General features: G+C 42.4%; 18 protein-coding genes and 1 pseudogene. 2 read left to right on the forward strand and 17 right to left on the reverse strand.

Annotated features, from left to right (window positions below; genetic code table 11):
- Positions 1-94: 94 nt before the first annotated feature.
- Positions 95-634 (forward strand): helix-turn-helix domain-containing protein, encoded by a 540-nt coding sequence (locus V5M37_RS13610; protein WP_423802403.1) that lies wholly within the window; start codon positions 95-97, stop codon positions 632-634.
- Positions 635-692: 58 nt separating this feature from the next.
- Here V5M37_RS13610 and V5M37_RS13615 read toward each other — a convergent pair whose 3' ends face one another.
- From V5M37_RS13615 to proB, 10 genes and pseudogenes are all read right to left on the reverse strand, one after another.
- Entirely contained in the window at positions 693-1,544 is an 852-nt protein-coding gene (locus V5M37_RS13615) for a fumarylacetoacetate hydrolase family protein (protein ID WP_423802404.1), read from the reverse strand.
- A gap of 65 nt (positions 1,545-1,609) precedes the next feature.
- Positions 1,610-2,386 (reverse strand): alpha/beta fold hydrolase, encoded by a 777-nt coding sequence (locus V5M37_RS13620; RefSeq protein WP_423802405.1) that lies wholly within the window; start codon positions 2,384-2,386, stop codon positions 1,610-1,612.
- Between the two features lie 112 nt (positions 2,387-2,498).
- A complete protein-coding gene (locus tag V5M37_RS13625) occupies positions 2,499-2,750 on the reverse strand; it encodes a hypothetical protein (protein ID WP_423802406.1) in 252 nt (83 codons plus the stop codon).
- 554 nt (positions 2,751-3,304) lie between these two features.
- Positions 3,305-3,586 carry a DUF1292 domain-containing protein gene (locus V5M37_RS13630; RefSeq protein WP_423802407.1) on the reverse strand — a complete coding sequence of 94 codons (282 nt, stop codon included), beginning with the start codon at positions 3,584-3,586 and terminating at the stop codon, positions 3,305-3,307.
- Between the two features lie 69 nt (positions 3,587-3,655).
- Positions 3,656-5,029, reverse strand: a complete 1,374-nt coding sequence (locus tag V5M37_RS13635; RefSeq protein ID WP_423802408.1) for a nucleoside recognition domain-containing protein — start codon at positions 5,027-5,029, stop codon at positions 3,656-3,658.
- The gene (locus V5M37_RS13640) at positions 5,030-5,722 is read right to left on the reverse strand and encodes a FeoB small GTPase domain-containing protein (RefSeq protein WP_423802409.1); all 693 of its coding nucleotides are present in this window, start codon (positions 5,720-5,722) and stop codon (positions 5,030-5,032) included.
- Positions 5,712-5,966, reverse strand: coding sequence for a FeoA family protein (locus V5M37_RS13645; protein WP_423802410.1), 255 nt, complete (start codon positions 5,964-5,966; stop codon positions 5,712-5,714). Before V5M37_RS13645 ends, V5M37_RS13640 begins: the two co-directional genes overlap by 11 nt.
- 138 nt (positions 5,967-6,104) lie before the next feature.
- A pseudogene (locus V5M37_RS13650) lies at positions 6,105-8,373 on the reverse strand (ATP-dependent DNA helicase).
- Positions 8,374-8,450: 77 nt separating this feature from the next.
- Positions 8,451-9,692 carry a glutamate-5-semialdehyde dehydrogenase gene (locus tag V5M37_RS13655; RefSeq protein ID WP_423802411.1) on the reverse strand — a complete coding sequence of 414 codons (1,242 nt, stop codon included), beginning with the start codon at positions 9,690-9,692 and terminating at the stop codon, positions 8,451-8,453.
- Between the two features lie 5 nt (positions 9,693-9,697).
- Positions 9,698-10,810: a glutamate 5-kinase gene (proB, locus tag V5M37_RS13660; RefSeq protein ID WP_423802412.1), complete on the reverse strand. Its 1,113-nt coding sequence runs from the start codon at positions 10,808-10,810 to the stop codon at positions 9,698-9,700.
- A gap of 447 nt (positions 10,811-11,257) precedes the next feature.
- On the opposite strand from proB, the gene V5M37_RS13665 reads away from it, so the two are divergent.
- Entirely contained in the window at positions 11,258-12,493 is a 1,236-nt protein-coding gene (locus V5M37_RS13665) for an MFS transporter (protein WP_423802413.1), read from the forward strand.
- 39 nt (positions 12,494-12,532) lie between these two features.
- Here V5M37_RS13665 and V5M37_RS13670 read toward each other — a convergent pair whose 3' ends face one another.
- From V5M37_RS13670 to V5M37_RS13700, 7 genes are all read right to left on the reverse strand, one after another.
- Positions 12,533-14,269 (reverse strand): AMP-binding protein, encoded by a 1,737-nt coding sequence (locus tag V5M37_RS13670; RefSeq protein ID WP_423802414.1) that lies wholly within the window; start codon positions 14,267-14,269, stop codon positions 12,533-12,535.
- Between the two features lie 41 nt (positions 14,270-14,310).
- Positions 14,311-15,915 (reverse strand): acyl-CoA carboxylase subunit beta, encoded by a 1,605-nt coding sequence (locus V5M37_RS13675; protein WP_423802415.1) that lies wholly within the window; start codon positions 15,913-15,915, stop codon positions 14,311-14,313.
- Between the two features lie 66 nt (positions 15,916-15,981).
- The gene (locus tag V5M37_RS13680; RefSeq protein ID WP_423802416.1) at positions 15,982-17,595 is read right to left on the reverse strand and encodes an AMP-binding protein; all 1,614 of its coding nucleotides are present in this window, start codon (positions 17,593-17,595) and stop codon (positions 15,982-15,984) included.
- A gap of 60 nt (positions 17,596-17,655) precedes the next feature.
- Positions 17,656-18,624, reverse strand: a complete 969-nt coding sequence (locus V5M37_RS13685; protein ID WP_423802417.1) for an ABC transporter ATP-binding protein — start codon at positions 18,622-18,624, stop codon at positions 17,656-17,658.
- Positions 18,617-19,630: an ABC transporter ATP-binding protein gene (locus V5M37_RS13690; protein WP_213115594.1), complete on the reverse strand. Its 1,014-nt coding sequence runs from the start codon at positions 19,628-19,630 to the stop codon at positions 18,617-18,619. Before V5M37_RS13690 ends, V5M37_RS13685 begins: the two co-directional genes overlap by 8 nt.
- Before the next feature lie 11 nt (positions 19,631-19,641).
- On the reverse strand, positions 19,642-20,481 hold the full coding sequence (locus tag V5M37_RS13695) for an ABC transporter permease (RefSeq protein ID WP_378581755.1): 840 nt from the start codon (positions 20,479-20,481) through the stop codon (positions 19,642-19,644).
- A 15-nt stretch (positions 20,482-20,496) separates the two neighbouring features.
- Positions 20,497-21,444 (reverse strand): ABC transporter permease, encoded by a 948-nt coding sequence (locus V5M37_RS13700; RefSeq protein ID WP_423802418.1) that lies wholly within the window; start codon positions 21,442-21,444, stop codon positions 20,497-20,499.
- Positions 21,445-21,466 lie beyond the last annotated feature (22 nt).

Consider the following 21,466-nt stretch of genomic DNA (forward strand, 5'->3'; position numbering starts at 1 on the left):
TTTATAAGATAACAACAGATTATATAGATTGTCAATTATTTTTTTGCTAATATATAAATAAGTTCTATATAAGAAAACGGTGGAGGTGGAAAAATTGGATATTGGATCGAAAATTCGCGCCATCCGAAACAGAAAAAAGATAACAATTGCCCAAATGTGTGAAGGCACAGGTCTTTCAAAAGGGTTTATTAGCAATGTTGAAAATAATAACACCTCTCCATCAATAAATACTTTGCAAACGATTGCTAATTATTTAGAAATCCCATTACCTTATTTATTATTGGAGAAAAAACAGCACATGCGAGTTGTCAAAAAAAATGAGCGGACCTATTCCACTTTTAATGAGTTGAAAATCGAGCATATCGCATCAATTGGCGGATTGAGATTGATGAGTGTGGAGTTTCCCCCCGGAGCATCAATGGGGGAAGCAAATGCCCATGAGGGTGAAGAATCACATTTAGTCTTGGAAGGCAAGGTCCTTGCTGAACAAGGCGAAGATTCCTACATGTTAGAGGAAGGCGATTCCTTTAGCTGGAATGCGAGTGTCCCGCATTTTGTTAAAAATATCGGAGATCAAAAAGCAGTCATCCTGATTGCAACTTATACTGATTCTGAACATAATGGCATTTATTAAAAAACAAACCTCAGGATCATAAAATCTTGAGGTTTGCTCTTTCTATAATATAAATGGATTAAGCTAAGACGTTCCTTAATGTCCCTATATTCTCTATCGTGACTTCCATTTTATCACCAGGCTTCAACCATACCTGCTCATTCTCAGGCAATCCTAAAATAACTCCTTCAGGTGTTCCGGTGAATATTAAATCTCCCGGTTTTAAGGTCATATGTTTGGATATGTAACTTACGATTTTGGCACAATTAAATATCATATGTTTGGTATTGGATGATTGGCGGACTTCACCGTTTACTTTACATTCAATGTTTAAATTGAATGGATCAACCTCTTCCGCTGAGACAACATACGGTCCTATCGGAGCAAATCCGTCTGGCGATTTCCCAATCAGCCACTGGCCGGTCAAAAACTGCAGGTCACGGACAGATAGATCATTTCCTGCTGTATAGCCGAAAACATAGGACAGAGCTTCCTCTTCTGATACATCCTTTGCTTCTTTCCCCACGACCATAACAAGCTCAGCTTCGAAATCAAATTTTTCCCCAACTTTAGGCAGTGGGATATTTTCACTGTGTGCTGCTAAAGCATTGTTAAATTTACTAAATAAAACAGGGTTCTCAGGTACATTTACCAGCTTTGCTTCCTCTACGTGGCTTTGATAATTCAGGCCTACACATATAATTTTTTCCGGATTCAGTAATGGCGGTAGAAATTCGATTTCTGCCTCACTTAAGTAGTGTTCTGAGTCCGTGCTGTTGATGATTTCTTTCACAAGTGACAGTTCGTTTTCATTTTTTACTAAATCTTCGAGATTGACATCAAGCCCAGCTTTATTTAGGTCAAGGATGCCATTGTCTGTCTTCACACCAAGCCTGACCTCATTGTCTTTTTTAAAGGTTAGTAATTTCATACGTAACTCCTCTCTCCTGAAAAAATATATATCTAACTTTAAGTATTACCGAATTGTCGAAATTGTCAAGAAAATGTCGTGATAAGTTTTATAAGCTCATTTGGATTTTCATACATACTCATATGTCCGGCATTTTTAATTATAGCTTGCTTGATGTTTGTTCTTGAAACTGAAAAAGTTTTTTCAACTGGGACAATTTGATCCTGCTCTCCCGCAATTAATATGACGGGTACTTCGGTATTTTGTAATACATGATTGCGGTCAGGGCGATTTTTCATTGCTAAAAGTGTATCCATTGCCCCTTGTGGTGAAGTGGTGCAGCCAATTTGTTTTGCTTTTTCTACATAGCTTTCATTTAGGTGTTCTGGTGAGAAAAGCTTCGGAACCAACCCATCAATAAATGTATGAATGCCTTCGTCCTTTATTTTTGCAACACCTGCCTCTCTTCCCTTTTTCGCTTCATCTGAATCCGGGAAGGCAGTAGAGTGTACAAGGGAAAAGCCATTTAAATAGGAATTAAATTTTTCCGCAAAGGCAACCGTTATGTATCCGCCTAGGGAGTGGCCAAACATCGACACCTTCTCAATGTTTAACGCATCTAATAATTCTTTAATTTTTTGTGCGAGGTCGTCTATTGAAAATCCTGGCTTTAGTGGTGAAGACTGCCCATGCCCTGGCAAATCAGGGGCGATGACACGATAATGTTTGGCCAACTCAGGAACTACTTTTTCCCAATACTGAGAACTTCCGCAGAAACCGTGTAGAAGGACAACAGGATTCCCAGCGCCTTCGTCTATGTAGGCTAGTGTGGATTCATTTAATTGATGTTTTTTTAAATTCATCAGTTTTCACCTGTCCTTTTTGTATATTTATCCCATTAAATATTCTGGATTTATAGTTCATTTCCTACCCCTGTAAAATAAAAAAGAGAGAGATTTATTTATCCCTCTCCATCTAACTAATATGTTCTTCAGTGTCTTCACTTGGACTCAATAAAGCTCTTTTATTTTGAATTTTTGTGAGGTTTGATCTTTTAAGAAGATAGTTCATATGGTCAACGGGCATCGCCCCGTAACCCTTTCCTTCCCCCAGTGTAAATTGAACGGTTACGCCATTATTTGAAATGACCGTTAATAAATCTGCGGAGTTAAACAAACCTTGTGCACTTTGAGAAATTTGAAACTTGGCACCTTCTTCAATAGGCATTTCGTCTCTCCTTTGAATCTTATTCTCCCTAACATTATGCCAAGTATTTTTTTATTCATACATATATTTTCCAAAAACAGATACGTCTTTGGTACTGAATTTATAAGGCTGAAATTATTCGTAAAATTCTAGATTGGGGAGTTATAAGCCTTTCATAACGACTGAACTATCATCAAGAATCAGTCTTCGGGAGTTATAAGCCTTTCATAACGACTGAACCATCATCAAGAATCAGTCTTCGGGAGTTATGAATCCTTTTATAAAGACCGAACCATCATCAAGAATCAGTCTTCGGGAGTTATGAATCCTTTTATAAAGACCGAACTATCATCAAGAATCAGTCTTCGGGAGTTATAAGCCTTTCATAACGACTGAACCATCATCAAGAATCAGTCTTCGGGAGTTATGAATCCTTTTATAAAGACCGAACTATCATCAAGAATCAGTCTTCGGGAGTTATAAGCCTTTCATAACCACGAACAAAATAATAAAACCCTGCTAAGGTCGTTATCAACTACTAGAGATAACCCCCTAACAAGGCTCTATATCAAAAATTACTCTTCATCTTCTTCCGCTTCCATCATTTCTTCAAAAGCAGCGACAACTTTATCAAATTCCTCGTCACTTTCAATGGCTGAAAAATCGCCGTCTTCATCAGCCTTTAAGAAAAAGATATCAATATCTTCTTCACCAGCTTCAAGGATATCCTCTACAAATCCAACAGCCACATAATCAGTTCCCTCAAGTGTCATGACACCAAGAACTTCAACTTCCTGCCCCTCTTCATTTTCATCATCACTGATTGTAAAAATTTCGCCTACTTCAACTTTACTCATCGTAAATTCCTCCCAATAGAAAAATCCATCCTTATTCATTATCTCATTAAGGATGGATTTTAAACAGCATTATATTAAGCCAAGCATTCTGACGGTTTGTGTAATAACGAACGGAACGATAATGGCAATCACTGTCGGAATAAGGAACGATAGGAAAGTCCATTTTTTACTTTTCGTTTCCTTATATACATTTAACAGCGTCGTCCCGCATGGATAATGCAGTAAGGAGAATAACATCATATTTAAAGCCGTCAGCCAGGTCCAGCCGTGGTCCACTAAAATCTTTTTCAAAGCAACTAGACTATCAACCTCTGTTAAGGAACCGGTGGATAAATAGCCCATCAGTAAAATCGGAAAGACAATTTCATTGGCCGGCAGTCCGAGGATAAAGGCCATCATGATATAGCCATCTAGCCCAAGCAGCTTTCCAAATGGATCTAAAAACTGTACGGCATACATTAAGATGCTGGTGTCACCTATATAAATATTGGCAAAAACCCAGGTTAGGATTGCGGCAGGTGCGGCTACCTTCACTGCTCTTACCAAAACTGACCACGATTTTGTCACCGAGGAGCGAATCACCGTATCAAAAATTTTCGGCTTGCGGTATGGAGGCAGCTCCAATGTGTAATGTGTTGGAACCCCCTTTAAAGCCGTTTTGGATAATACCCAAGAGACAAAAAAGGTAACAATAACCCCAAACATAACAATTCCTATGAGGACACCAGTTGTTACAAGGGATTTCACTCCTCCAGTATAACTGGCAGCCATAAACAAGGAAGACAGAACAATCAGCGTACCCCAGCGCCCATTACAAGGTACAAAATTGTTAGTCAGGATAGCGAGCATTCGCTCGCGGGGAGATTCTATGATTCTCGTCGAAATTACCGCTGCCGCGTTACAGCCGAAGCCCATAGCCATTGTAAGTGACTGTTTTCCATGAGCCCCAACCCTTTTAAATAACCGATCCATATTAAAGGCAACGCGCGGCAGGTAGCCGTAATTCTCCAACAAAGCAAACGTTGGAAAAAAGATCGCCATCGGCGGCAGCATGACGCTGATTACCCAAGTTGTGCCGCGGTATAAGCCAAGAACCAGAATCCCATTCACCCATGCAGGAGCATGAATAAATGTAAAAAAGCTAGTTATATATTTTTCAAGCGAGCCAAAGAACTCTGCCAGCATCGCAGAAGGTATGTTGGCCCCTGCTATCGTGATATAAAAAACCAAACCAAGCATGGCAATCATAATCGGAAACCCAAGGATCGGTGAGGTAAAAATGGCATCCAATTTTTCCGTCCTAAGGTCTCGATCGGATTTGGTATAAGAAACCCCTTCGCGGCATAATTGATGGCTTCGATCATAAAGCTGCTGAACGATATCGTCCCGCATCTTTGCCGTCGACAGCTGCTGAGCCTCACTATAAAGCTTTTGAATGTCCATTTACCTCACCCCTTCAGGTACAAACCGCTTATTTAATTCATTCAATAGGGCCTCATCCCCATCAAGCAGACGTAATGATACCCAGCGCGACGAAATACGGTCGCCAACCATCTCACGGACTTTTGGTTCAATTTTTCGAATTTGTTCCTCAATTTCATCTGAGTACTTCATCTGTGCCGGATGGCATTCAATTGCACCAGTTATAATGCGGTCAATTGTATCCAAAAGCAGCGGAAAACCTATTTTGTTACGTGCAGAAATTTTTATCACAGGTACTCCCAAACGGTTCATCAGCAATTTTTCATTAATCTTGATGCCTTGTTTTTCTGCTTCATCGATCAAATTAATGCAAACAACTACATTCTTGGTCATTTCCAATACCTGCAGGGCGAGATTCAAATTCCTCTCAAGAGAAGTGGCATCTAAGACTACCAGAGTAACATCCGGCTTTTCAAAGACGATGTAATTTCTGGCCACTTCTTCATCCTTGGAGTTGGAAAAAAGCGAATACGTTCCCGGCAAGTCAACCAATTGAAACACTTTATCCTTAAACGGGACACTTCCCTGTGCCATTGAGACGGTTTTCCCAGCCCAGTTTCCGGTATGCTGTCTAAGACCAGTCAAGGCATTGAACAATGTGCTTTTGCCAGTATTCGGATTACCAGCCAAAGCAATTCGGTATTCATTTCCCACTGGAAACCAGCTCCCCTTCAATTTTCGCACTTTCCTCTTTGCGAAGGGCAATGGTCGTTTGACTGACTCGAAAAGCAATCGGGTCGCCTAACGGACTTTTGCGAACAACCTCAACCAATGCACCCGCAACAAACCCTAAATCTAATAATCTTCTTCGCATGATACCATCTAGATTTATAGAAGTAATTTTTATAATATTTCCTTTTTCACCATTTACCAACTTAACAAGTTTTGGCTCATCCATCACTCTTGCACCACCTTCAAAGTTTTTACCTCGTGCAACTTTTTGTTAATTATATGATAAAGATTCTAATTTTGTCATCAAATTTGCAAAAATTCCGCAATAAAAAAAGCACCATTTCCATGACTGGCAAAAAGTGCTTTAAATAATCGTATACGTAAGCCATTCTTCCGGCATGAGCGATTGATATTTCCGCTGAAGAAACCGGTCATCAACAAGGACGATGGTGCCCTGGTCCGTTTCTGAACGAATCAGCCTGCCGCCTGCCTGCAATACCTTGTTCATCCCAGGGATAACATAGGCATAATCATAGCCATTTTTATTTTTTTTGAAAAAATGTTCCTTGATGAGATTCCGTTCAAAACATAGCTGAGGCAGCCCAACTCCTACAACTACCACTCCATTTAACCGGTCTCCTTTTAAATCAATGCCTTCGGAAAAAATGCCGCCTAGAACGGCAAAGCCTACTAATGTTTGCGGTAAATCTGGTTTAAATTCAGCTAAGAACCCTTCTTTTTGTGCTTCCGTCATACCTGTTGACTGCAGAAGTAATTTCGCTTCTTCATTGAGCTGTCCAAACTGTTCATAAACTGTCATCATGTATTGATAGGAAGGAAAGAAAATTAGATAATTCCCCTCTTGGTTTTGTGTTAATGAATTTATTAATGAAGCGATTTCACCAGCCGTTTGTTCCCGATCGTTGTACCTTGTAGATAATGGTTTAATGTAAACCTCAGACTGTTCCTTGGAAAATGGGGATTTGACTGACAGCTTATAGTCCTCTACTTCACCACCAAGAATGTCCTGATAATAGGACATTGGTTCAAGCGTTGCTGAAAAGAATACTTTGGAGCGAAATCCTTTCCCCATTTGCTTAAGTAGGTTTGAAGGGTTAATACAAAATAGCTTGACCATTACGTCGTTTTTATTCCTCTCTCCATAGATGATATAATCCTCATCCAGTAATTGGAGAATTTTCAGGAAGGATTGAACTTGAAAGTATGCATCTAATAACGTTGGAGTGCTTCCTAATGCCAAAACCTTTTCCGCTTCTTCTACAAATACCTCTAATCGTTCTGAAAAGGGTTCGTCCAGCTTTTCCAACACAAATTCAGTCTTATTTTCTTTTTTTAAAGCAATAAACCAGGCATTTATTTTATTGGCTATTTCATAGACAGGCCTATTCAGTTCTTTGAATTCACTTTTTTATTTGCAGAAACATGTCTTTATTGATAGAAGCCGAAAACATTTCTCGGCCGCGGTCAACCAGATTATGAGCCTCGTCCACCAATATTGTTGTGGATTTCTTTTGCTCTTCATACAATCTTTTTAATGAAACCTGGGGGTCAAAGATATAATTGTAGTCGCAAATGATGGCATCTGCTGCATAGGCAAGGTCAATCGAAAACTCAAACGGACAGACGGTATGTTTTCGGGCATAGGCTTCTATTACATCGCGAGTTAATTCGTTTTTATTCCCCAAAATATCAAGAATGGCATCATTAATCCGGTCATAATAGCCATTGGCAAATTCGCAATAATCCTTTTGGCAGTTGGTTTCTTCTTTAAAACAAACTTTGTCCTTCGCTGTAATCGTGACACTTTTCATGCATAGACCGCATCGGCGCATTTGCGCGAAAGCCTCTTCTGCCGTTGTTCGGGTAATCGTTTTAGCCGTTAAATAGAATATCCGGTCAGTATGTCCCTCGCCAATGGCCTTTACAGCTGGAAAAAGTGTTGAAATGGTTTTGCCGATTCCGGTGGGAGCTTTGGTGAACAGATTTTTCCCTTCTGCAATGGTTTTGTAAACAGCACCAGCTAATTTCCGCTGGCCTTCTCGGTAAGATGGGAATGGGAACGACAACTCTTTGCTGGTTTCATTCCTATTTGAACGGTGCTCTGTCTGCCAGCTTGCATATGGAGCATATCTTTTCATAACGTCGAAGACAAAAGTCTCTAGTTCCTCTGCTATGTACTTTCTTTTAAAATACTTCTTTTCTTCAGTATCAACCTGGACATATGTAAGCTGAACATTAATTTCCGTGAGCTGGTGATCCTTCACGTACATATAGGCATACATTTTCGCCTGTGCCCAGTGGACTGGATAGCCCTCGCCTTCTAGTTCATCAAAAGGGTGTGAAAATGATTTAATTTCATCAATGGTTACCTCTTCACCATCGAAAAGCAGTTCATCGCAGCGTCCATCGATAACATAATGAAGTTCTTCGAAAGGAATTTCGGCACGAAGATAGACTTCCTTCTGGTCACCTTCCTTATATGTTTTTTGTATTTTTTGATGGGCTCTCGTCCCCTCTAAAAGCGTTGATGTCGAACGAAACCGCGAATCAATGCTGCCGCAGCGAAAGACATATTCAACGAGGGTTCTAACTGATATACGGATTTCTTCCACGGAATCACCGGCCTTTAGGAAACAGAATGTATGTTTGTATCTTCATTATAACAAAAAACTCCTCATGTTGAGGAGTTTTAAGAACGAATCTGCCCAGTTCCGCGTACAATTGCTTTTGATGTTGTGATGGCTTTAAGCCCCATCGGTCCACGGGCATGCAGCTTTTGCGTACTGATGCCAATTTCAGCACCATAGCCAAATTGCTCACCATCAGTAAAACGAGTTGAAGCGTTATGATACAGCACAGCGGCATCAACGGCTCGGAAAAATAAACTAACGTTATCATCATTTTCGCTAATGATCGCTTCCGAATGCTTCGTTCCATATCGATCAATATGGTCAATCGCTTCTCGCACACTACCGACTAGCTTTACCGCAGCAATTGGAGCTAAAAATTCAGTATACCAATCGTTTTCCTCAGCGGGCTTCACAAAAGCATTCGCTCCCGCCAATACCTCATCCCCCCGCAGCTCTACTCCTTGGCGATGAAGAGCGTCTAATAATTCAGAAGCATATGGCCATTTCTCATGAATTAGAATCGTTTCTGCTGCGTTACAAACGGACGGGCGGTGCAATTTTGCATTGATGGCAATCTGGATGGCCATTTCCCGTTCAGCCGTTTCATCAATAAATACATGGCAGTTGCCGACGCCTGTTTCCAACACGGGTACAGTTGCATTTTGAATGACAGATTGAATAAGGCCGGCCCCGCCGCGCGGGATGAGCACATCCAAGTACTGATTCAGCCTAAACATTTCTGAGGCTGTTTCCCTGCTGGTATCCTCCAATAACTGCACGGCATCCGCTGGAATCGCTGTTTCGGCCAAGGCAGCACGCATGACGTGAACAAGTGCCTTATTTGAATTCAGTGCGGATGAACTTCCTCTCAACAAGACAGCATTCCCTGCCTTCAAGCAAAGACTAGCCGCATCCACCGTTACATTTGGCCGTGCTTCGTAAACCATCCCAATAACGCCAAGCGGAACACGGACTGTTTCAATTTGCAAGCCGTTTGGCCGTTCCCATGATTCGATTACGTCTCCGGTCGGGTCCTCGAGACTAATAACCTGCCGGATTCCATCAACGATTTGATCGATTCTCTCAGAAGTTAGGAGCAGGCGGTCTAAAAGGGAATCAGATAGACCATTACCCTTGCCAGCTAGTATATCCTTTTCATTTTCTTGAAGAATCCATTCCTTTTCCTCAGCAATGCGAGCAGCCATTTGGCCTATTGCATCATTTTTCTCACTAGTTGAAAGCATCCCTAATCTCTTTGAGGCAGCCTTTAGCAGCTTTGCCTTTTCGATTAATTCACTCATTCCATTCACTCCTCCCGTAAAATAACCCAATTATCACGATGAATCACTTCTGCACGCTTATTGATGGAATAAATCTTCGATTGTTCGCTTGGCAGCCCTTTTACTTTTTGTAAATCCTGTGAGGAAAAATAAATTTGCCCTTTTCCGATGGTTTTCCCCTTTTTGTTCCGGACCTCGACCACATCCATAGCGTTAAAATCACCAATGACGTTTGTAACCCCAACCGGAAGCAGGCTTTTCCCTTTTTGCACGATTGCTTGTTCTGCCCCGTCGTCCACTTCAATGACTCCGCCAACCTGTGAATGATAGGCAATCCATTGTTTTCTCATTTGCATTTGTGTTTGGAATGGTCCGCCGAGATACGTTCCATCCCCTTTGCCAGCTAGAATGTCTAACAATTTTTCCGGCCCCGAACCAGTTCCGACAAACACACTAACACCAAGCGATAATGCTTTTTTTGCAGCCAGAAGCTTGGATTTCATCCCGCCAGTCCCCAATGAAGAACCGCTCCCGCCTGCCGCTTCCAGCATTTTCTCCGATACCTCAGGGATGAAATGATATTTCTTGGCATCCCTTGAGACTTTCGGATTCCCGTCATATATCCCATTTACATCCGTTAAAATAATCAGGGCATTTGCATGAAGAAACCCGCTGACCAGCGCGGAAAGCATATCATTGTCACCAAATGTCAGCTCATCAATAGATACCGAATCATTTTCATTGATGATTGGCAGCATCCCTCGGTGGAGCAGCTCAGTCATTGTGGAATATAAGTTTTGAAACCGGACCTTGCTGTAAAAATCCTCCCTAGTTAATAACATTTGTGCGGGTACAATCTGAAACTGTTGAAACATCTGGTTGTATTGCTGCATTAACAGGCCCTGCCCAACAGCAGCGGCTGCCTGCTTGCCCGCAACTGTTTTCGGACGTGCAGGATAACCCAGGGAACCAAAACCGGCCGCAATTGAACCTGATGAAATAAGGATGACATCATGCCCTTGTTTTTTTAATAAGGCCAGTGCTTCCACATGATCGCGCATTTTTTCTTCTGAAATTGTCCCAGCCGGAGTCGTCAAAGAACTGCTACCAATTTTCACTACCACTAATTGTTTCTTCATTTTTAAACCCTCTTTTTGAAAAAATAAAAAAACGATTCTTCTGCCCTTATACAAAGGACGGAAAAATCGTTTCCGCGGTACCACCTTATTTGATGCCATGCACCCACTTGAAACCTTAACGCGGACTAGACGGCTTATGTTTGCATAAGCAGCATTCATTAGGGCAGGTTCAACCTCTTCCCGTGAGAAACCTTCCAGCCTTTAGGGTTTCACTCTCTTGCACGTTCCAAAAATTTACTAGTCCCTTGCTTTTAATATAATTTCTTTGATTATCTTAGGAAAAATAGGAAAAGTCAATAGAGTTTTTTGAAAATTTGAAGTAATATTAAAACGAAGTAAAAATTAAGAAAATTTATAATTTTTAATCTATAATAATGCTTCTATACTCGAAATAATGGTAAAATAAAAACTACAATACCTTGTTATAAATGTAAAGGAGCGTACTAAATGGAGCAAAAGAACAAAAATAATCTGCTTACATATGCCTTGATTGGAATGTTAACAACCGCTGTCGTACTGGCTTTTGCAAGACTTTCATATGGGGTGATCCTGCCATTTATGCGGGATGGATTAAGCCTGTCATATAAAGAGGCAGGCTTTCTAGGAACAACTACCTCGTTTGGATATTTAAGCACACTGATTTTTGCTGGCATTCTTGCGTCTAAATGGGGCAGTAAAAGGACCGTTTTACTCGGTATTTCATTGGTTACAGCAGGACTCGCAGGACTTTCATTAGGCAACTCATATTTGCTAGCCTTTTTGTTTATGCTTTTATTGGGGATTGGTACTTCCTTTACCTTTACGCCGTTTATCACCTTGCTCGTTTCCTGGTTTCCTCAGAAAAAAGGATTTGTCATTGGTTTATCAACTAGTGGAGCGGGAATTGGTATCCTTTTTGCCGGAATGATTGTTCCGTATCTTAGCAGTATTAATAGCCAAAATGGCTGGAGATGGGCATGGGGGATTTATGCGGCTATTGGCCTTTTGGTTGTCATATTAACGATGATTTTCATTAAAAACCCTCCTGCTGAGCCTGTATCTGAAAAGCAGCAAAAGACACCGGCAAAGGAAATCTATAAAAATCCAAAGGTAATTAATATTGGCTTGATTTATGGTGTAGTAGGGCTCACCTATATTGTTCAGGTGATTTTTATTATGAGTTATATGATAGATGAGGGAATAAGTGTAAAATTTGCGGGACAGCTAATGGCTTTAAACGGGGTATTATCCATCTTCAGCGGGCCGTTTTGGGGATTTGTTTCTGACAGGTTCGGCCGGAGAAAATCGTTAATCCTAACTATGGGACTAACGATGGTCTCGATGCTCCTTCCGGTATTATTTCCTACGCAGCTTGGCTTTACATTGCACATCATTTTAATGAGCAGCACCTCCACCGGGATGTTCACTTTAACTCAGGCAGCAAGTATGGATCATGTTAAACCTTCTGAGATGCCGATTGCATTTAGCTATGTCACCTTCTATTTCGCTGTCGGCCAATTGGTAGGGCCTGCCATCGCAGGCTGGTTGATTGAAGATTTTGGCGGCTTTAGAACAGCGTTCATTTTCTCAACCATTTGCCTCGTTTTTGGGATCATATTAACGGTGAAGGTTAGAAATGCTGCACAGAATGAACAGGTGGTAACAACTTTAAATACAGATTTAAAAGAGCATGTTAGTCCATAATAAAAAAGCATCAGATTTGATGCTTTTTTATTTGTTACCTTATACAGTCTCTTTTTCTTTTTCTAGTTCCATCATTAACTCTTGACGTATTTTATATTTTTCAATTTTGTTGGTCGGTGTCCTAGGAATATCCAAGGTAAAGCGAATATGCTTCGGCCACATATATTTCGGCATTTTATCCTTCACCCAAATCCTTAATTCTTCTTCATCGATTTCTGCACCATTTTTCTTTACCACATAAATAGCGACGTCATCTTCATCACCGACTTCAGCCGGTACAGGAAAGGCGGCACACAAATCAATATCAGGATGACTGTTGATAATATCCTCCAATTGATAGGAGGATATTTTTTCACCGCGGCAGCGAATCACACCGCCAAGGCGGTCGACGAAATAGTAAAAGCCGTCTTCACCTAGATATGCGGCATCTCCGCTGTGGAACCAAAGATTTTGAAAAGCATTTTTGGTCGATTCAGGCTTGTTGTAATATTCGGACAAGACAAGATGCGGCAGACGCGGGCGGAAGGCAATTTGTCCTACTTGCCCGACAGGAACCTCTTCATCTTTTTCATTCAAAACAATGACATCAAAATATTGGTTGGGTTTCCCCATGAACCCTTTATTTAATTCTTTTTTGCCGTCAATAATCGGAACTTGCTCCTTTTCGCAATTCGCAATAATCTCCTTTCTTGAAAGCCCTTTATAAAGGTGCATTGGGGTACCTTCACCCTCTTCTGTTTCCAAGATAATGCTCGACATAGGCGCTCCGGCTTCCGTCTGTCCAAACCCGGCTGTGACGATATCAAACCCGAATCGTTTGGCTACCTCATTGTGATATTTTGGCAGCGGCTGCATGTGGACTTTATTGAGGGTATTGAACCTGTCGTTTTCTGATGGTTTTGCATTCATCAGCCAAGGGATCATGACATCAAGTAAAATTGCTACACTTGCCCCTGATTTTTCAACCCTTGTCCAGAATTGATTAGGGCTGAATTTATCCCAGATTGCGACCGCACATCCTGCATAACAGGCTCTGGCAATATTGGCAAATGCACCGCCGACGTGATACAACGGAAGATCGTTATATACAACATCCTCTTGCGTCAAACAAGAGCGTAATCTTAATGTATAGCCATTCACCCATCGATGGGACTGAACGACTCCTTTAGCCGGTCCAGTTGTTCCGGATGTATAAATGATATTGGCAATGTCATAATAGTTTAACTCGATATTGAGATTATGTGTTTCGGCCTGCAGCATCCGGTCAAAGGAAATTTCATTAAAAACTAGATTTAACGGGATATCCGCCATTTCCGCTATATAATCATGATCGCCTTCTTGGGGATTGAAGACAACGGTTGACAACTGTTCTACTTCTGAAGCAATTTCGTTTAAAATTGGTACCATTGAACGCTCGGTAAAAAGTACTTTTGGCTGGGTATCGTTTAACTGATAACTGAGCAGCCTTCCTCGGTAATTAAAATTAATCGGACTAAAAACAGCCCCGCATTTCCAAATTCCAAACATCACCATGGTAGTAACAAGAGGGTTTCTTAAAAAGACCGAGATTCGATCCCCCTTTTGGACTCCCCTGGCTTGTAAAGAATGGCCAATGCTATTGGAAATCTGATTGAATTTTTGATACGAAATTTTTTTATCTGATTCCCCGTAATAAATAAAGGTATTCTCCCCGGCTGTTTCCGCCCAATATTCAAGACATTTGGGCACGACTTCCTCACGGGAAGATAATTCATTTAATAATTCTGTCTGATTCATCTCTTCAACCTCCTCCATTATGCCATCTTTCTATTTATAAATTATGGTCTCATTCCGTGACTGGAAGGACCCAATTGCTGTGGAAGCAGCTCGTAGGCATCCCGGACCCATTCACAGAGCAATGGACGGGTGTCTCTAGGATCGATGATTTCCTCCACGCCAAAGGCTTCAGCTGTTCGAAGCGGGGATCGTACGGATTCCATTCGTTCCAATAATTCCTTTAGTAAAGCTTCAGGATTTTCGCTTGCTTCAAGCTCGCGGCGATAGGCTACATGGACACCACCCTCAACAGGGAGTGATCCCCAGTCACCAGAAGGCCAGGCATATCTTAAGTTTAATCCGTGACCATTAGACATTCCTGCCCCGCCGACACCAAATACTCTTCTAAGGATAATTTCCATCATCGGAACAGTAGCCTGATAGATGGCAGAAATAGCGCGGACTCCTTTGCGGATTGTTCCTTTCTTCTCAGAAGGAAGTCCGATTATCATGCCTGGCTGGTCAACTAAGTTCACAATTGGTAAATGGAAGGTTTGACAAAGGTCGACGAATCGTTCGATTTTTTCTGAGCTTTCGGCGGTCAATCCGCCTCCATTGACAAACTGATCGTTGGCCATTACCCCAACCGGATATCCATCAAGGCGCGCGAAACAAGTGAGAGTACCGCCGCCATAGTACCGGCCCATCTCAAAGATGGAATCTTTATCAAAAATCATCTGCAGGATATCACGGATTTTATAAGGAACCCGGCGGTTTTTCGGAATCACAGAGATTAACCGCTCTTCCCGGCGTTCAGGGTCGTCGTTTGATGGCAGAACCGGTGGCAGCTGCCAGACACTTGATGGTAAATAGGATAAGAATGTACGGATTTGTTCGAAGGCATCTTCCTCAGACTTCGCCATATTGTCTACAGCGCCGCTTGTCCGATGAACTTGTACACCGCCAAGTTCTTCTTTCGTTAAATCCTGTCCCATGCCATATTTAACAACTGGCGGACCAGCAACGAATAACTGGGAAGTTTCCTCAACCATGACCGAGAAATGGGAAGCCGCAACTCTCGCTGCCCCAAGCCCGGCAACTGATCCCAAGCAGGCAGCAACAACCGGGACGCGTTCCATGTTGGAAACTACTAAATCCCATGCAGGATTAACAGGAACATAGGTATGTCCTTCCATATCCAGGAATTTCACGCTGCCCCCGCCTCCGGTTCCATCAACCAGCCGAATAATCGGGATTTGCAGATCATGGGCCAGACGTTCTGCATAAACCTGTTTGCCGCGGATAGCTCCATCTGCCGCGCCCCCTCTTACGGTAAAGTCATCTGCACCAACAACCACCTTCCGCCCATTGATCCTTCCCGTGCCCAAGAGAAAATTTGCTGGTGTAAAGTCTATTAAATTTCCATTCTCGTCATATTTGCTCTTTCCGGCAATTGCCCCAGTTTCATGGAACGAACCGGTATCTAATAAACCATCAATTCTTTCTCTTACTGTTAATTTCCCTTGCGCTTTATGTTTTGCGACACGTTCTTCGCCGCCCATCTGGCGAGCGAGTTCTTCACGGCGCCGCAGTTCTTTAATTTCTGGTTCCCATGACATCTTGTTCTTCTCCTCCTTATGAGTAGAATCGATTAGTTTTTCCACCATTGATAACCTCCTTGGGCCGAAACCATTCTGATTTATATCAAATTTATATTGTAGAAATTATTCTTCTTAATTAATCTTTACTTTCGCCTTTTCTTCATCTGCCAGCACTCTTCGCAGCAATTTTCCCGTCCCTGTTTTTGGCAGGGATTCACGGAATTCAATATGACGGGGGTACTTGTAAGCCGCCATTTTTTCTTTGCTCCATAGGATGAGCTCTTCCGGAGTTATGCTGTTTTCATAGTCTGGACGAAGGACAACGAATGCTTTAACGGTCTCACCGCGGATTGGGTCCGGTACACCGATTACAGCGGACTCAGAAACAGCCGAATGTTTGTTCAATAAAATTTCGACATCCTCCGGAAACACACTATAACCGGAACATTTAATCATTTCTTTGATACGTCCTAAAAAGTATAGATAACCATCTTCATCAAACTTGCCGATATCCCCGGTATATACCCAGCCCTCACGCAGTGTTTTGGCGGTTGCTTCGGGTTTATTCAAATAGCCTTTAAATACTCCAGGACTGTTGACCACAATTTCGCCCTGTTCACCGATTGGAAGTTCTCGACGCGGTTCATCTAGTGAAAGAATTTTAATCCTCGTACCTGGAATTGGTTTTCCAGTCGTCCCGAATTTAACAGCTTCTGGTGACATCAAAGAATCTCCTGTATGCGTTTCGCTTAAGCCATAAGCGGATTCAAATAATCCGATGCCTGTCAGCGCCTTCCACTGATTCGAGATTTCTTCTGTCAATTGAATCCCAAAGCTGGTACAGGAATTGACTCTTAGTGAACTGAAATCAATTTGGGCTGCATGAGGATGATTTATAATGGCCACATTCATTGGTACAACAGTTTGCGCCACTGTTACTCGATGCCGTTCGATGACATCCATCGCGGCTTCAGGTGTAAAGCGATTAAGTAGAACGATCGTTCCACCTGTGTAAAAACTAACATTCATAAACAACATGCCAGCAATATGGCATATTGGCATTATTGATAAGGCAATATCATCGGCATGAAATCCCCTTGCTTCTGCAACACCTTGAGATTTGTAAAGTGCGTTCCGGTAAGTGAGCATCGCACCTTTAGGCAGTCCAGTCGAACCGGATGTGTAGACGATAAGGCATACATCTTCATCAATATCTAAATCAACATTCGGACAATCTGCACTCCAGGTGTTAAGGATGCTGTTTAAATCAGTTGCATCTGGATAATATTTCTTATCCTGCAGTTCCTCAGGGAATTCAGGAATCGGTTTCTCCGGGAGGAAGTCTATGTAGCTAGTAGAAATCACTAATTGGAGCATGGTATTTGGCTTTGCCTTTTCGACGATTGGATACAATTGATCCAGAGTCACAATGGCTTTTGCCCCAAGGTCATTGACTTCATATTCCAGCTCCCATTCCTTGAACATCGGATTACATGGCCCTACAATCGCACCAATCTTTTGAATTCCAAAATGGCAAATGATATATTGCGGGCAGTTTGGCAAAAACAGAGCTACTTTATCCCCCTTGCGAATCCCTTGTGAATACAGATAATGGGCAAAACGATCCGAGAGCTCATCAAGTTCCTCATATGTCAGCGTTCTTCCATAAAAGATGACGGCTGGTTTATTTGGGTTCACTTTTGCATGGTTTCTTAGGTACTCGTGTAATGGCTTTCCACTATTCAAGGAACACATCCCTTTCGTAAACATAATTACTTTCAATCTTTTTATATCTAAAACTATGAATCACCCATGATAAAAACAAGCAACCCATCTACCCTCGGAGACCTGTTCAAGCGGCGGCTCTTCACGCCTGCAGCGCTCATCCGCAAGCGGGCACCGAGTAGAAAATCTGCAGCCTACCGGGGGATTCGCCGGATTTGGAAGATCTCCGCTTAACAAAATGCGTTCACGGTTCCGAACAGTTGGATCAGGCTCTGGCACCGCAGAAATCAATGCTTCTGTATAAGGATGGAGCGGCTGCTCAAAGAGCTGATCTGTTTCTGAGATTTCCATAATCTTTCCTAAATACATCACCACAATCCGATTACTAATATGCTTGACTGCCTGCAGTCCGTGGGCAATAAATATATAGGAGAGACCCATATCTTCCTGGATTTCTTTTAATAGATTTAAGATTTGAGCTTGAATCGACACATCTAATGCTGAAACTGGTTCATCGCAAACGATCAAACTTGGATTAAGGGCCAACGCTCGAGCAATGCCGATTCGCTGCCGCTGACCGCCAGAGAACTCTTCCGGATAGCGGCTTCCATGAGCCGCTGTCAGCCCTACCTTTTCAAGCAGCTCATCCACACGTTTCTTCCTCTCACTGCCGGTACCAATTTTATGAAGCACTAATGGTTCGGCAATAATGTTGGCCACATTCATTCTCGGGTTCAGCGAAGAATATGGGTCCTGAAAGACCATTTGAATTTTTTGCCCCAAATCACGCTTATTTCGTCCTTTGGATAAAAGCGAATTTCCTTCAAATACGACTTCACCTGAAGTCGGCTCCAAGAGGCCGACAACCATTCTGCCAAGTGTCGATTTTCCGCAGCCTGATTCTCCAACCAGACCAACTGTCTCACCACGGTGGACATCAAGACTTATTCCATCCACGGCCTTTAACCATTTTCCTTTTTTGCTAAATAAACCGCTTCCAATTGGATAGTGTTTTTTGACGTCTTTAATCGATATCAATGGTTCAGGCATGTACAGTCACCTCTTCCGTTTGCAAATCTACAATATGCCAGCAGGCTGCTCTCCGGTCTTTCCCTGTCTCCACCAGGTTTGGAGCCTCAGTGAGACATTTTTCCGTGGCATAACTGCACCGCCCGGAAAAATTACAGCCCTTCGGCAGCTCAAGCGGATTCGGCACAGCGCCTGGAATCGTGTGAAGAAGCTTTTCCGATGCCCCCCTGAGTTTTGGGACGCTTGCCAGCAATCCCTTTGTATACGGATGCTGGGGATTTTTGAACAGTGAATAGACATCACCTTCTTCGACAATTTCCCCGCAATACATGACAAGAACGCGATCAGCCATTTCAGCCACAACACCTAAATCATGCGTAATAATCAGGATGGAGATGCCCGTATCCTTTTGCAAATCTCTCATCACATTCAGGATCTGCGCCTGGATCGTTACATCAAGCGCTGTTGTAGGTTCATCGGCAATCAGTAGTGATGGATTACAGGCTAATGCCATTGCAATCATAATTCGCTGCCGCATTCCCCCGGACAATTGATGGGGATAATCATTCAGCCGATTTTCCGGGTCAGGAATTCCGACCTTTGCTAGCAAATTGACGACAATTTCTTTTGCTTTCTGATAGCTGACACCCTGATGAAGCTGAATCGGCTCGGCAATTTGTTTTCCAATTGGATGCAATGGATTTAACGAGGACATCGGATCCTGAAAGATCATGGAAATCTCATTTCCTCGAATCTTTTTCATTTGCCTTTTTTTCATCTTCAGCAAATTCTCACCTTTAAAGGAAATCACGCTATCCTTCTCATATTTAATTGACGGTGAATTCAAACCCATTATGGACAATGCCGTTACACTTTTTCCGCTTCCTGATTCCCCAACCAAAGCAACAATTTCACCCGCTCCGATGGAAAATGAGATATTATTTACTGGTTTGATGACTCCCCTGGATGTGGGGATATATGAACATAGATTTTTCACCTCTAAAACAGGTTCATTCGGACCTCTCAATTCAATACCCCCTAAGATCTTTTCATCTTTGGATCAATAGCGACCCGTAATCCGTCTCCAAAAAAGTTACCCGCCAACACAGAAATCAGTATGGCTAGGCCTGGGAAAAGCATCATGTATGGATTCACAAAAATCATGCTGTAGGCTTGATGCAACATTCCGCCCCAGCTGACCTGAGGCGACTGCGCCCCCATGCCGAGGAAGCTTAAGGAAGCCTCTACTAAAATGGCAAGACTGAAGCTAAAGGATGCTTGAACAATAATGGGAGACAATATGTTTGGAAGGATATGCTTCATCATAATCCACAAAGGACCTGCACCTGAAATTTTGGCCGCTTCCACATAAGGCTCCCTTCTGATTTGAAGGGTCTGCCCTCTTGCAAGGCGGGCAAATTGCGGCGTAAAGATAATCCCAATCGCAATCATCGCATTCCATAAACTAACCCCTAATGCGCCGGTAATTCCCAGGGCAAGAAGAATAGCGGGAAACGATAAAATGGCATCGACAATTCTCATGAAAATATCATCGACAATGCCGCCTAAATATCCCGAGATAATGCCAAGCGGAACTCCTACAAAAAGTGGAATTAAAATCGCCACAACGCCAGCTTGAATCGCTGCCTGTGCTCCCATCAGTACACGTGAAAACACATCACGGCCCAATTCATCTGTTCCAAACCAATACGTCCCGTCAGGTGGCAGCATGACTTTGGTCAAATCCTGCTTATTCGGATCAAAAGGAACAATCCAAGATGCAAATACTGATAGGAATACTAAAAGCAGCAAAAAAATCATACTTACGAATGCCAGCTTTTCGTGAAATAATCGTTGAAACATCAAACGGAATTGCATCAAGCCGCCTCCTTCTTATTTAAATTCAATCCTCGGATCCAAAACACTATATAATACATCGGTCACGAAATTGATAATCAATACCAAGATAACCATGACTAACACAACTCCCTGCAGCATTGGAAAGTCTCTCTGTAAAATCGAATTAACCGCAAGCTGCCCCATTCCCGGGATCGCGAATACCGTTTCGATGACGACGGTTGCCCCTAACATGTTCCCAAACAGCAGTCCTGTTGTTGTGATAACTGGGAGCAGGGAATTCCGCAGTGCATGCTTCCAAATAACCGGCCAAAGCAATAAACCCTTGGAATAGGCAGTACGAATATAGTCCGATTCCAACACTTCAAGAAGGGACGATCGTAATTGCCTCGTAATTTGGGCTGCACCAAAAGAACCTAAACAAATTGCCGGCAGGATGATACTCTGGAAAAAGCCGCCTAGATTATCAGAAATACTTGTAAATCCTGTTGCCGGAAGCCAGCCAAGATTTACACTGAATACGACAATAAGCAGCATTGCCAGCCAAAAGTTAGGGATTGCAGTGCCAATTGTTCCCATAAATCTTGAAACGTAATCCATCCAGCTATTCGGTTTAATAACCGACCCAATCGCGAAAATCATTCCAAAAATAAATGAAAAGACGATGGACGCGACGACAAGCTGGAAGGTAATACCAAGTCTTGAAAAGACTGCATCACTCACAATCTCCCCAGTAAAGAGAGAGCGTCCCAAATCACCTTGAACCGCATTGGTAAGCCAATTCCAATACTGAATCAGTACGGGCTGATCCAGCCCGAGCTGACTTCTTAACAATGCCAATTTCTCTTCAGTGGCATTGTCTCCAAGAAGCGCCAGAGCGGGATCTCCCGGAATGATCAAGATGAGGGAAAAGACGATCAGTGTCGTTACAATTAGCATTGGGATTACATACATCAAACGCCGCAGTAAAAACTTAAAAAACATGGATCTCTTCCCCTCTCTCCAA

Source organism: Neobacillus sp. SAB-20_R2A (genome assembly GCF_049568635.1).
In the GTDB taxonomy this organism is placed as follows: domain Bacteria; phylum Bacillota; class Bacilli; order Bacillales; family Cytobacillaceae; genus Neobacillus; species Neobacillus citreus.